At 58.5% G+C, this 11,413-nt stretch carries 13 protein-coding genes, 1 tRNA gene and 1 other RNA gene; 9 read left to right on the forward strand and 6 right to left on the reverse strand.

Annotated elements, in window-relative coordinates; translation table 11 throughout:
* Window positions 1-95 precede the first annotated feature (95 nt).
* The 4 genes from E5180_RS01665 (at window position 96) to nusB (ending at window position 3,114) form a co-directional block, all read left to right on the forward strand.
* Window positions 96-683 carry a riboflavin synthase gene (locus E5180_RS01665; RefSeq protein WP_138922869.1) on the forward strand — a complete coding sequence of 196 codons (588 nt, stop codon included), beginning with the start codon at window positions 96-98 and terminating at the stop codon, window positions 681-683.
* A 276-nt stretch (window positions 684-959) separates the two neighbouring features.
* On the forward strand, window positions 960-2,084 hold the full coding sequence (gene ribB / locus E5180_RS01670; protein WP_138922870.1) for a 3,4-dihydroxy-2-butanone-4-phosphate synthase: 1,125 nt from the start codon (window positions 960-962) through the stop codon (window positions 2,082-2,084).
* A gap of 5 nt (window positions 2,085-2,089) precedes the next feature.
* On the forward strand, window positions 2,090-2,638 hold the full coding sequence (locus E5180_RS01675) for a 6,7-dimethyl-8-ribityllumazine synthase (RefSeq protein ID WP_138922871.1): 549 nt from the start codon (window positions 2,090-2,092) through the stop codon (window positions 2,636-2,638).
* Window positions 2,635-3,114 (forward strand): transcription antitermination factor NusB, encoded by a 480-nt coding sequence (nusB, locus tag E5180_RS01680; RefSeq protein ID WP_093732428.1) that lies wholly within the window; start codon window positions 2,635-2,637, stop codon window positions 3,112-3,114. Before E5180_RS01675 ends, nusB begins: the two co-directional genes overlap by 4 nt.
* A 63-nt stretch (window positions 3,115-3,177) precedes the next feature.
* Here nusB and ssrS read toward each other — a convergent pair.
* The 3 genes from ssrS to E5180_RS01690 all read right to left on the reverse strand — a co-directional run bounded on the left by ssrS (window position 3,178) and on the right by E5180_RS01690 (window position 5,480).
* A non-coding RNA gene (gene ssrS, locus E5180_RS16080) (6S RNA) lies at window positions 3,178-3,331 on the reverse strand.
* Window positions 3,332-3,378: 47 nt separating this feature from the next.
* Window positions 3,379-4,146 (reverse strand): hypothetical protein, encoded by a 768-nt coding sequence (locus E5180_RS01685; protein WP_138922872.1) that lies wholly within the window; start codon window positions 4,144-4,146, stop codon window positions 3,379-3,381.
* Complete coding sequence (locus E5180_RS01690; protein ID WP_254700506.1) at window positions 4,143-5,480, reverse strand: hypothetical protein; 1,338 nt, start codon at window positions 5,478-5,480, stop codon at window positions 4,143-4,145. Before E5180_RS01690 ends, E5180_RS01685 begins: the two co-directional genes overlap by 4 nt.
* A gap of 93 nt (window positions 5,481-5,573) precedes the next feature.
* On the opposite strand from E5180_RS01690, the gene E5180_RS01695 reads away from it, so the two are divergent.
* Complete coding sequence (locus E5180_RS01695; protein ID WP_138922873.1) at window positions 5,574-6,041, forward strand: MmcB family DNA repair protein; 468 nt, start codon at window positions 5,574-5,576, stop codon at window positions 6,039-6,041.
* Between the two features lie 90 nt (window positions 6,042-6,131).
* Here the strand turns inward: E5180_RS01695 and E5180_RS01700 are convergent, their stop codons facing one another.
* A complete protein-coding gene (locus E5180_RS01700; RefSeq protein ID WP_138922874.1) occupies window positions 6,132-6,332 on the reverse strand; it encodes a DUF6324 family protein in 201 nt (66 codons plus the stop codon).
* Between the two features lie 148 nt (window positions 6,333-6,480).
* On the opposite strand from E5180_RS01700, the gene E5180_RS01705 reads away from it, so the two are divergent.
* Window positions 6,481-6,557: transfer RNA gene (locus E5180_RS01705), tRNA-His, on the forward strand.
* Window positions 6,558-6,664: 107 nt separating this feature from the next.
* Here E5180_RS01705 and E5180_RS01710 read toward each other — a convergent pair.
* Entirely contained in the window at window positions 6,665-6,949 is a 285-nt protein-coding gene (locus tag E5180_RS01710; protein WP_138922875.1) for a DUF6476 family protein, read from the reverse strand.
* Between E5180_RS01710 and E5180_RS01715 the strand changes: the two genes are divergently transcribed.
* From E5180_RS01715 to E5180_RS01725, 3 genes are all read left to right on the forward strand, one after another.
* Entirely contained in the window at window positions 6,948-7,982 is a 1,035-nt protein-coding gene (locus E5180_RS01715) for an RluA family pseudouridine synthase (RefSeq protein ID WP_138922876.1), read from the forward strand. The genes E5180_RS01710 and E5180_RS01715 overlap by 2 nt on opposite strands.
* A 166-nt stretch (window positions 7,983-8,148) precedes the next feature.
* Window positions 8,149-9,045: an RNA polymerase sigma factor RpoH gene (rpoH, locus tag E5180_RS01720; RefSeq protein WP_138922877.1), complete on the forward strand. Its 897-nt coding sequence runs from the start codon at window positions 8,149-8,151 to the stop codon at window positions 9,043-9,045.
* 176 nt (window positions 9,046-9,221) lie between these two features.
* Window positions 9,222-9,491 (forward strand): DksA/TraR family C4-type zinc finger protein, encoded by a 270-nt coding sequence (locus E5180_RS01725; protein ID WP_138922878.1) that lies wholly within the window; start codon window positions 9,222-9,224, stop codon window positions 9,489-9,491.
* A gap of 98 nt (window positions 9,492-9,589) precedes the next feature.
* On the opposite strand, the gene E5180_RS01730 is transcribed toward E5180_RS01725, so the two are convergent.
* Window positions 9,590-11,410, reverse strand: coding sequence for a M3 family oligoendopeptidase (locus tag E5180_RS01730; RefSeq protein WP_138922879.1), 1,821 nt, complete (start codon window positions 11,408-11,410; stop codon window positions 9,590-9,592).
* Window positions 11,411-11,413 lie beyond the last annotated feature (3 nt).

Below are 11,413 nucleotides of genomic sequence, written 5' to 3' on the forward strand. Positions count from 1 at the left end.
ACCTGATACCGGCGAAAATGTGGCGTGTCTGTGGACTTGTCATGCTGATGGCAGAGGTCTACTTCGGTAGCGATCACTATAGAAGAGGCACGCGCATGTTTACAGGTATTATCACGGACATCGGAAAGATCACCAAGCTCGAACAGCAAGGGGATCTGCGTGCACGGATTGAAACGGGCTATGACACCAGCGGTATAGACATGGGCGCGTCGATCGCGAGCGACGGCGTCTGTCTGACGGTCGTCGATCTGGGTCCCGACTGGTACGAGGTGCAGATCAGCGCTGAAACCGTGGACAAGACCAATCTGGGCGCATGGGAGGTCGGGCGGCGGCTAAACCTTGAACGCGCGCTCAAGGTCGGTGACGAATTGGGCGGGCATATTGTGTCGGGCCATGTCGACGGCGTCGCCGAGGTGGTGGCGCTGCGCGACGAGGGCGACAGCACCCGTGTGACCCTGCGCGCGCCCGAAGATCTTGCTCGGTTCATTGCGCCCAAAGGATCGGTCGCGTTGAATGGCACGTCGCTGACCGTGAACGAGGTCGACGGCTGTGATTTCGGGATCAACTTCATCCCCCACACCAAAGAGGTCACGACCTGGGGCGATGTCGCCGTGGGGGACCGGATCAACCTCGAGATCGACACATTGGCCCGCTATGTGGCGCGGTTGGCGGAGATGTCCTGATTGCCGCTGTTGTGCTTGCACGCCCCAGAGGCAAGCGAATCCCTTTGCCCGGCAGGAGATCAAACCGCGCTGTGTAGCTGATAGGGCTGCGCGTGCAGGGCAGGGGCTCTGGCGAGGCGGGTTGCTCTTACAGGGGTGAACGCAGGGCACAGCGCCGGCTGATGGTGTGGATTTGAGTTTATTTGGCAAAATGAAGCACGGGCGGGGGCTGCCCCGCTCTGGCAAAGGCGCGTGGGTTGGGGTATGTGCCTTGGCAACAAAGAGTGAGGTGAGCCCATGCAATTTGAAACGCCCGGACCTGTCGAGGCTGAATTGGCGAATACCATCGCGCCCATCGAAGAGATCATCGAAGAAGCCCGTCAGGGGCGTATGTTCGTGCTGGTCGATCACGAGGACCGCGAGAACGAAGGCGATCTGGTGATCCCTGCGCAGTTTGCGGACGCTGATGCGATCAACTTTATGGCCACACATGGGCGCGGGTTGATCTGCCTGCCAATGACTGAAGAACGCGTCAATACTTTGGGTCTGCCAATGATGGCGGTGAATAACTCTGCCCGCCACGAGACGGCTTTTACCGTGTCGATCGAGGCGCGTGAGGGCGTGACCACCGGAATCTCGGCTGCGGATCGGGCGCTGACCGTCAAAGTCGCCATCGACGAAGACAAAGCCGCCGTTGATATCGCCACACCGGGGCATGTGTTTCCGTTGCGGGCACGCGACGGCGGGGTCTTGGTGCGGGCCGGACATACCGAGGCGGCTGTCGATATCTCGCGTCTGGCGGGTCTGCATCCGTCGGGCGTAATTTGCGAGATTATGAAAGAAGATGGCACAATGGCGCGCCTGCCTGATCTCGTCGCCTTCTGCCAGCAACACAATATGAAAATCGGGACGATCAGCGATCTGATCGCCTATCGCCACAAACATGATAACCTGCTGGTTGAACGTGACAGCCGGATTGTGACCTCCGCTTATGGCGGCGACTGGAAGATGCAGATTTTCACCGACGAGATCAGCGGCACCGATCACGTTGCGCTGTCAAAGGGCGATATCACCACGGATGAGCCTGTTCTGGTTCGGACCCACGCGATCAATGCGCTTGAAGATATCTTGGGCCTTGGCCCAAGCCCCGCTGACGAATTGCCCCGTGCAATGCAGATTATCGCTGACGAAGGCCGCGGTGCGGTATTGCTGTTCCGCGACCCCGATCCGCGTTTGCGTTTCGAAGACGAAGAGGACGACCGTCCCCGTACCGTCAAACGGACCGGTCTGGGGTCGCAGATCATGGCGAGCCTTGGCCTGCACAAGCTGATCTTGCTGACCGACAACCCCGATACCCGTTATCTGGGGCTGGACGCATATGACCTTAGCATCGTGGGCACGCGCCCGATCACGCAGGAGTAAGTGCAATGGCTGCTGGAAATCACACCACGCTGACGACCCCGAGATTCGAGACGCCTGTTAAGGTTTTGATCGTCATTTCGCCCTATTACTCGGATATCGCCGAAGGGCTGATGAAAGGGGCCAAAGCTGAACTTGACGCTGCAGGGGCAGAGTGGGACGTGGTGGAAATGCCCGGCGCGCTTGAGATACCGACCGCCATCGGCATCTCTGACCGCAAGAGCAATTTTGACGGTTATGTTGCCCTCGGTTGCGTGATCCGTGGCGAGACGACGCATTACGAGACCGTGTGCAACGACAGCAGCCGCGCGTTGCAGTTGATGGGTTTGCAGGGCATCTGCATCGGCAATGGTATCCTGACGGTCGAAAACCATGAACAGGCCGCCGTGCGCGCCGATCCTGATGGGCAAAACAAGGGCGGTGGCGCTGCAGCTGCGGCCTTGCATCTGATCGCGCTGAGCCGTAAGTGGGGCGACATTCGTAAAGATATCGGTTTCAAGCCCCGCTCGGATGAATTTCTGATGGCGGGCAACAATGACGGACCCAAGACAGCATGACATCCTCCGCCGGCCTTTCGGGCAATCAAAAACGCAAGATGAAATCAGCTTCGCGGCTTTATGCCGTGCAGGCCTTGTTCCAGATGGAACATTCCTCGCAGAGCTTTGACACCGTACGCAAAGAGTTCCTCGAGCACCGCTTTGGCGCGACCTATGACGGTCAGGAAATGATTGACGGCGACATTCGGCATTTTGCGGAATTGCTTGAGACTGCCGTGAACTATCAGGCGGCGATTGACCAGATGACGGACCGTGCCTTGGTTGCCAAATGGGCCATCGCGCGCATTGACCCTACTTTGCGTGCGCTCTTTCGCGCCGCCGGCGCAGAGCTGCGCGAGCAGGAAACCCCGCCCAAGGTTGTAATCAATGAATATGTCGACGTGGCCCGCGCCTTCTTTGAGGGCGGCGACGAGCCAAAGTTCGTGAACGCCGTTCTGGATCACATGGCCCGAGAGGCACGCCCGGAAGCATTCTGATCTGGTCGCACCGTCTGACCGGTGCGAACCGGCAGCCTGCGACGTTTAACTGTAAGAAAGTGTGACGGGACCACCGCTGCCGTTCTGTTGTATATTCCCGAGGACCTGTATGTACAGGTGGGCGCCAGATAAACGAACCAGGGCTCGAACAGAGCCAGCTCCCTCGGATTTGCTTAAGGCCACTGGAATGTAACTTTTACAAACAGGGCAGAACCCGTCACCCCACTTAAGTAGGCGCGACGATGACTTGCGACAAGGGGTATCTTAGCTTGCGTCGGCGTTTTCCACAAAGCGATAGCGGGTCAGCTCTTCGGGCAGCAGCAGATAGATCTCATCGGGGGGGGTAACCAATGCGTGCTGCATGACCAACGGGTCGATTCCCATCTGATTCAGATAGGTCATGACCTCTCCCTGTCCGCGCTGGATGTCTTCGACGGCCACAAAGGCGGGCAGCAGGGTGCTTTCGCCGAAAAAGTGTTGATGCACCCCGACAGAGGCATCGTCTGGCACATCGCGGCGGGTGCCGGCCGCCAACATATACGGGCAAGCGGAATAGCAGATATCGCCGCTGCGCAGTGCCGTTGTCAGATCGGTATCGCGAATATAACGCCCCAGACGCAGCGCATCGCTGACCGACCCACCGGGGGAATTCAGGATAACCCCGTCGGGTTGGGGCTCGAGCGCGGTGATCTGTTTTTCGATCCGTTCGGCATCGCCCGCCATAATGCCGCCTTCCAGCAACACCCGCGCCCCACCTTCGACGACCGTGAGGGTCAGACGCTTGGGCAGGGGAGTGTCAGGCATGGGGCGGCCGCCGGGACGGGCGCGGTCGGGCTGAAAGCGGCGGGTCTGGTCGCCAGGGCGTGTCGGCTCTGTCAGGCCGGGTGCGCGGGGGGAGAAGCCGGGCAAGCGTAACCCGTCGCCAAGATCGCCCCAGAACAACATACCGGCCAGTCCAAGCTGAAGCATCAGGACGCCGCCAAGGACTCGGGCGGCGGGTGGACGTTTTGGAGAATCGCGCAGCGGTTTCATGTGGTCTTGGACGGCGTCGACGTGACCGTGGTGTCCGCTGCGATATCTGGCGTTAGAGTGGCATCGCGCGCATTGGCATCCGGCGTGGGGGTGTCCACCATTGGCACACCCTTCATCGCCGCATCCATGTCACGCATTGCCAGCACGGCGGCCCGCAGTTCGGCCAACGTCAGCGTTTCTTCGATGGCGGCACCCTCGCGGCCTTCGCGAATCGCTCCTTGGGTGATCGCAAGGATAAAAACCAACACCGCTGGCAGTAGATCAATCGCGATGGCGCCGGCCCAGGACGGGATAAAGTTACGCGCATATTTGATAACGGCATCCGCGCTGGAAATCGGCGTGTAGGTCGTCTCTGTCGGTGGGGCCATGGCAAGCACGTCCTGGGCTGCGCGTTCTAGCGTAGCTGCACGTTGAGCCAGCACCTCTAGCACGGCGGTGATGGTAGAGGCCTGATTGCCGCGGACTTCGACGCTGCTGCCGTCCAGTTCGGGCAGAACGACCGAGGCTGACAAATCCTGCGCGGCACGTTCGACAAGCGGGGCTACAGAAAGTTGGCGCAACCGCGTGATCAGCCCCGCAAGCCGTACGGCCTGTTCCGAAAACTCAACCGATCGCGCTTCAACCGGTCCGGGTTCGACAGTAAGGGCACGCATCCGGCTTAGGATCTGGTTGCCCTCGACAAAGGCGTCGCTCACCAGTGGCGTCTGGGTGGCGATCTGGGCCTCCAGCCCCGACAGCTCTGCCGATTTCTGGCGCAGCACGCGAAACACAGCGCCCCGACCGGCCAGCCCTGACAGCCCGCCGGTGGCCTCTTGTTCGCTTAGATCCTCGAAACTTTGCCGCACGCGGGCCACATCCCGCTCGAGCCCTTGGGCCGAGAGGGTGATTTCATGTGCGCGCTCCAGCGACCCTTGGTAATCCTGTACGGTCTCGGCCAGATGTTGTTCCACCGCAGCTGAGCCAGCAAGAGCGGCCGCGTTCAGCCAGCTCGACATGGCGATAATGGCCACGGCCCCCAACGACATCGCCCCCAGCAGACCAACCCGTGCCCGGGCGCTGCGCACCGCTGGAAACAAGCGCATCATATAGGACCAGAATACAAAAATGCCGACGGACACTGCCGCAGAATATGCGATCGCTGCAAATGCTGACATCGCGCCGTTGTCATCCAGCAAAGAGGACACCCCAAGATAGGTGTAGATGCCCGATGCCACAGCCAACACCCCAAGCGCTGTGCCCGAAAACGTGTCAAGCCAGCCCAGATGTGCCTCAAGCTCGCGTGCGTAGCGAATGCCACGCTGCTGATGTGTCGAATTTTCGCCGTCGCGCGCCATATAGCCACCCTGTTTTCTTTTGAACTAGATAGGTTGCAGACTGACGATTACCAAGCGCTTGCTTGATGTTCATGAATTGTTCATATTGCGGGCATGACCCAGACCAACCTGATGACCGCCCCATCCTTGCAACCCGGACAGCTCATCGCCCGTGGCGTGACGCGCCAGCTTGCGGCGCTTGGCTTTGCCAGCGTTGAAGAACTGGTGCCGACACGGGGGCTGCGCGTGGATGTTATGGCACTTGGGCCCAAAGGGGAAATCTGGATCGTAGAATGTAAATCCAGCCGCGCCGATTTCATGTCGGACAGCAAATGGGATGGCTATCTGGAATGGTCAGACAGGTTTTTTTGGGCTGTGGATGCCGATTTCGACATTGACCTTCTACCCGATGATACCGGTCTGTTTATCGGCGACAGCTACGGTGCAGAGCTGGTGCGCATGGGCCCTGAAAATCGACTTGCGGCGGCGCGCCGTAAGAAAATGACGCATCTCTTTGCCACGCACGCCGCACGGCGGTTGCATTTGTTGCGCGACCCCCATGCGATGCCGCAATGGGGATAGCGCGTTCTAGCGTTCCAAATGGAAAATATCCCGGGGGAACCGCGCCCAAGCGCGGTGGGGGCTGGCCCCCGCCGGAAGGTGAAGCTTAGCTTAGCGCTTGCTTTTGGCTGCCTTGCCCGCGCGATGCGCTGCGGCCATGATCTCTTCTGCGATTTCGACGGCTTCATCCGGGGTGAAATCCATCGGAATTTCAATCCCGCCTTCTGCTTCGATGAACAGCCGTACCATGCCCTTATCGGTCGGACCGATCTGCAGGTTGGCTTCAATGTCGCGTTCTGTGTCAATGCCCATGAGGTTTCTCCGAAACTGTGTCAGATCCCGTACCGCGCGACGATGCAAATGGCAAGTTTCTGCGTTTTCTGCTATGGGCGGACAATTCTGATTTTGCGGCACTTAGGGGCTTGCATTCCTTTTTCATGGGCGCTAGATCGACCGCAGTGCCGCCTTAGCTCAGTTGGTTAGAGCGCCTGATTGTGGATCAGGAGGTCCCTGGTTCGAGACCAGGAGGTGGTACCATTACCCCCCCCCAAAAAAAATAATCCCATATCGCCTTTGGCACGCGTGTCAGCTTATTTGCTGAGCCTGACGCTCTGATGCATTGCGGTTTCCTAGTGGTTCGGAGATTATTTAATCTTCACGCTTTGACGCAGTTCGCCAGTCATTCTGTCAAAGATCAGAATCACATCGTCTTTCGTCACAACGGCATACCAGTCGGGACCTTGGGTGAATGTCACTGCTTTTGCGCCATCGGGCAGGGTAACAGACGTCGGTAAATCGGGGCTCTTGTTCGAGAAGCGGATGACAAGTAGCCCGATCACGATTAGAAGGCCGAAAATCATTGTGGCGGTAAGTACCGTCACCAGCCGCCGCAGGAATTTGATGTTCGGAGGCTCGGAAGGATCAGTCATGTCGCACCGTCAAATTAAGTTTACCATCACGGACAACCCGCCACCCCGCCTTGATAAGGCGCTTGCGCGGGATGTGCCAGAGGATGCGAACCTGTCGCGCACACGGCTTGGCCGTTTGCTTGAGCAAGGTTCCGTGCGGGTGAATGGGCAGGTCGTAACCGATCCGCGCAGCCGCGCCGACGAAGGCCAAGAAATTACCGTGGATGTGGAAGAGGCCGAAGACAGCCATATCCTTGCCGAAGAGATCCCGTTAAATGTGGTCTTCGAAGATGCCGACCTGATTGTGATCAACAAGCCCGCTGGCATGGTTGTGCACCCCGCACCGGGCAGCCCCTCCGGCACGCTGGTCAATGCGCTGCTGGCCCATTGCGGTGATGATCTTTCAGGGGTGGGGGGCATGAAGCGCCCCGGCATTGTGCACCGGATCGACAAGGACACCTCTGGCCTGTTGGTCGTCGCCAAATCCGACGCGGCGCACCACGGGCTGGCCAAACAGTTCGAAAAACACACGGTTGAGCGCTACTATCAAGCGTTGGTCTACGGCGTTCCCGATGCCAACGACCCTCGCCTGCGCGGCGTGAAGGGGACCAGTTTTGAGCCCGGCAATATCCTTAAGCTCACGACGCAGTTGGCCCGTCACCGCACCGACCGGCAACGGCAGGCGGTGTTTTTCCAAGGGGGGCGTCACGCCGTTACCCGCGCACGCACCGTGGCCCGCCTCGGATCACCTGAGGTATTAGCGTTAATGGAGTGCTGGCTAGAGACGGGGCGCACGCACCAAATCCGGGTTCATATGGCCCATGCCGGTCATGCGCTGGTGGGTGATCCGACCTATGGCGGCAAACGCAAGCTGGCCAAAGGCGCGGTTTCTGACTCTGCAGCCGATGCCATCCGCAGCTTTCCTCGACAAGCGCTGCACGCGGCTGTTCTGGGGTTCGATCACCCCGTGACAGGGGACTACGTTCGGTTCGAAGCCCCGCTGCCGGCTGACCTGACCAACCTGCTAGCGGCCGTGGGCTACAGCACAACTTGATGCACAGTTGTGTGAACGACCTGTAGCATAACGGTAATTTAAGGTTTTTTGGGCCCAATACGCCCTTTCACGCGTTAGGCTGTACACTTGAAACAGAGCGGGGCGCTCTCCATATCTATGTTAATCCAAATAACATGGGCCCCGGAAATTGGGGAAAGGGACAAAGATGGCTAATTATGCAAATCTGCCAGCACCAACACCGGAAGGCGGATTAAACCGCTACATGCAGGAAATCCGCAAGTTTCCCCTGTTGGAACCAGAAGAAGAATACATGCTCGCCAAACGCTGGGTGGAAGAGCAAGATACCAAAGCTGCACACCGTATGGTCACCTCCCACCTAAGGCTCGCGGCGAAAATCGCCATGGGGTATCGCGGCTACGGCCTGCCTCAGGCCGAAGTGATTTCAGAAGCGAACGTCGGTTTAATGCAGGCTGTTAAACGGTTTGACCCTGAAAAGGGCTTTCGTCTCGCGACCTATGCGATGTGGTGGATCCGTGCGTCTATTCAGGAATATATTCTGCGCTCGTGGTCTTTGGTCAAACTGGGCACTACGTCGGGCCAAAAGAAATTGTTCTTTAACCTGCGTAAGGCCAAGAACCGCATCGGCGCGTTGGAGGAGGGTGATTTGCACCCCGACAACGTCACCCGCATTGCCACTGACCTCGGCGTGACCGAGACCGAAGTGATCTCTATGAACCGGCGTATGTCCGGCGGTGACGCGTCGTTGAATGCCACGGTCGGGTCGGAAGGTGAAGGGACGATGCAGTGGCAGGACTGGTTGGAGGATGAAGATGCTGACCAGGCCACCGATTACGAAGAACGTGACGAGCTGGAAACCCGCCGTGAAATGCTGGCCGAGGCGCTGGATGTTTTGAATGACCGCGAAAAGGACATTCTGACCCAACGGCGTCTGTCCGACAAGACGGTCACGCTGGAAGACCTGAGTGGCCAGTATGACGTCAGCCGCGAGCGTATCCGCCAGATCGAGGTGCGCGCATTTGAAAAGTTGCAAAAACGTATGCGTGACCTTGCCCGCGAAAAAGGTCTCATGGCGACAGCTTGATCCGTAATACACGTGATTTGTCGATCCCCGCAAAGCGTTCGCTTTGCGGGGATTTTTTGTTTATTCATCGCCGTTCCCTCCCGTGTCAAAAGCCCGTAACCGTGGCATTCGCTATCGGGGGTTGCACCGTTTCTCCACTGACCTACCTATAAGAGGTAATCTAGAAGGGGATGATCATGGCCGGAGGTTGGGCAAAAGACGGTGCTGTCAGCGAACAGATCGAAGCGTCGATCAATGACGAGCTGGCCCGCCTGAAATCACGAAAATCACACCAAGGCGAAAGCCGCACCCATTGTGCCGAATGCGAAGAACCAATCCCCGAGGCGCGCCGCCAAGCGCTACCGGGCGTCAAGCTTTGCATTGATTGTGTGCGCGAACGCGACGGAATTGCGCAAGCACGTGGCGGCATCAACCGGCGCGGCAGCAAGGACAGCCAACTGAAGTAAGCCATGAAAAAACGGGACGCTGCATCTGCACCGCCCCGCTTTCCAGATGGTCTTAAATCCTCGCCGAAGGCACTAAACTCTTGTGCCGGTCCGTTGGATCAGTCCTCCATTGCTTCCAATTCATCGATAAAGCCCGAAATCATCGACAGGCCCTTATCCCAGAACGCGGGGTCAGAGGCGTCCAACCCGAAGGGGGCCAGAAGCTCCTTGTGATGCTTCGACCCACCGGCTTTCAACATGTCGAAATACTTGTCCTCGAACCCGGGCTCGCCTTCTTCATACACAGCATAAAGCGCGTTCACCAAGCCGTCGCCAAAGGCGTAGGCATAGACGTAGAAGGGCGAGTGCACGAAGTGGGGGATATATGCCCAGAAGGTTTCATAGCCGTCCATATACTCGAACACCGGCCCAAGGCTTTCGGCCTGAACCGACATCCACAGGGCATTGATATCATCTGGCGTCAGCTCTCCGCCACGACGGGCGTCATGCAGTTTGCATTCGAAATCATAGAACGCAATCTGGCGCACGACCGTGTTGATCATGTCTTCGACTTTGCCGGCCAGCAGTATTTTGCGTTCTGCGTTGGTTTTAGCCCCGTCCAGCATCTTGCGGAAGGTCAGCATTTCGCCGAACACCGACGCCGTTTCAGCCAAGGTCAGCGGCGTGGAGGATAACATTTCACCCTGACCGGCGGCCAACACTTGGTGAACTCCGTGACCCAGTTCGTGTGCCAGTGTCATCACGTCGCGAGGTTTGCCCAGATAGTTGAGCATCACATAAGGGTGCACATCAGTCACGGTGGGGTGCGCGAAAGCACCGGGCGCCTTACCCGGTTTCACGCCCGCATCGATCCAACCCTCAGAGAAGAAGGGGGCCGCGATTTCGCCCATACGGGGATCAAACGCATTGTAGGCATCCATGACCGTCTTTTCAGCCTGCTCCCAGCTGACGGTTTTAGGGTCGTCCATCGGCAGCGGCGCGTTGCGGTCCCAGACCTGCATGGTGTCAAGGCCAAGCCACTTGCGCTTTAGCTCGTAGTAACGGTGGCTGAGCTTGGGGTAGGCGTTGACGACGGCATTGCGCAGCGCCTCGACCACCTCGGGTTCGACGTGGTTCGACAGGTGGCGACCGGTTTGCGGTGTGGGCATGCCACGCCAGCGGTCGATGACCTCTTTCTCTTTGGCTTGCGTGTTATGCACGCGGGCAAAGGTGCGGATATTGGCCTGAAACACATCCGCCAGTTCGCGCGCCGCCGCTTCGCGTAGGTCACGCGATGGGTCGGTCAGCAGGTTCAGCACGCCTTCGATGTTCAGCGGCTCGTCGTTTACCTCGAACTCAAGCCCGGCGATGGTTTCGTCGAACAACCGTTCCCACGCGTCGCCGACGACGCCCAGATCATGGAGGAATTTCTCCATCTCGTCCGAAAGCTGGTAATCTTTCATGGCGCGGATACGGTCAAACACGGGTTTATAGCGGGCAAGATCGGCCTTTTGGCTCAGCAGGTTGGCAAGGTGATCGTCTTGCAGCCGGTTCAGTTCCAACGTGAAAAACACCAGCGGCGTGGTGAAGTTGGTGATCTTCTCCTGCGCGTCCGACATGAACTTGGCACGACCGGAATCTGTGGTCATCTGGTAGTAGCGCAGGCCGGCATAGGACATGATACGCCCGGCGATCTGGTTGATTTTCTCGTTGCGCAGCACGCAATCCAGCAGTTCGTTCGCGTCCAAATCCGCCAGCTTGCCTTCGTAATCTTCGGCAAAACTGCGGCAGGCTTCTTCCAGCCAGTCCAGATCACGCTTGAGCTCGGGGGCGTCTTCACCGGTGTAAAGATCGTCAAGATTCCATTCGGGCAGCTTGCCGAAGGCAGAGGCCCCGGAACCGGCGTTAGCATCAAGGACGGGGACGGGCAGTTGAAACATGAG

This window comes from Sulfitobacter sp. BSw21498 (assembly GCF_006064855.1).
In the GTDB taxonomy this organism is placed as follows: Bacteria; Pseudomonadota; Alphaproteobacteria; order Rhodobacterales; family Rhodobacteraceae; genus Sulfitobacter.

Coding starts and splice junctions, on each gene's coding strand:
- E5180_RS01695 (WP_138922873.1), top strand. CDS start 5,574: ATGACCCAGACCAACCTGATGACCGCCCCATCCTTGCAACCCGGACAG.
- E5180_RS01665 (WP_138922869.1), top strand. CDS start 96: ATGTTTACAGGTATTATCACGGACATCGGAAAGATCACCAAGCTCGAA.
- E5180_RS01730 (WP_138922879.1), bottom strand. CDS start 11,410: ATGTTTCAACTGCCCGTCCCCGTCCTTGATGCTAACGCCGGTTCCGGG.
- E5180_RS01710 (WP_138922875.1), bottom strand. CDS start 6,949: ATGACTGATCCTTCCGAGCCTCCGAACATCAAATTCCTGCGGCGGCTG.
- E5180_RS01675 (WP_138922871.1), top strand. CDS start 2,090: ATGGCTGCTGGAAATCACACCACGCTGACGACCCCGAGATTCGAGACG.
- rpoH (WP_138922877.1), top strand. CDS start 8,149: ATGGCTAATTATGCAAATCTGCCAGCACCAACACCGGAAGGCGGATTA.
- nusB (WP_093732428.1), top strand. CDS start 2,635: ATGACATCCTCCGCCGGCCTTTCGGGCAATCAAAAACGCAAGATGAAA.
- E5180_RS01690 (WP_254700506.1), bottom strand. CDS start 5,480: ATGGCGCGCGACGGCGAAAATTCGACACATCAGCAGCGTGGCATTCGC.
- E5180_RS01685 (WP_138922872.1), bottom strand. CDS start 4,146: ATGAAACCGCTGCGCGATTCTCCAAAACGTCCACCCGCCGCCCGAGTC.
- ribB (WP_138922870.1), top strand. CDS start 960: ATGCAATTTGAAACGCCCGGACCTGTCGAGGCTGAATTGGCGAATACC.
- E5180_RS01725 (WP_138922878.1), top strand. CDS start 9,222: ATGGCCGGAGGTTGGGCAAAAGACGGTGCTGTCAGCGAACAGATCGAA.
- E5180_RS01715 (WP_138922876.1), top strand. CDS start 6,948: ATGTCGCACCGTCAAATTAAGTTTACCATCACGGACAACCCGCCACCC.
- E5180_RS01700 (WP_138922874.1), bottom strand. CDS start 6,332: ATGGGCATTGACACAGAACGCGACATTGAAGCCAACCTGCAGATCGGT.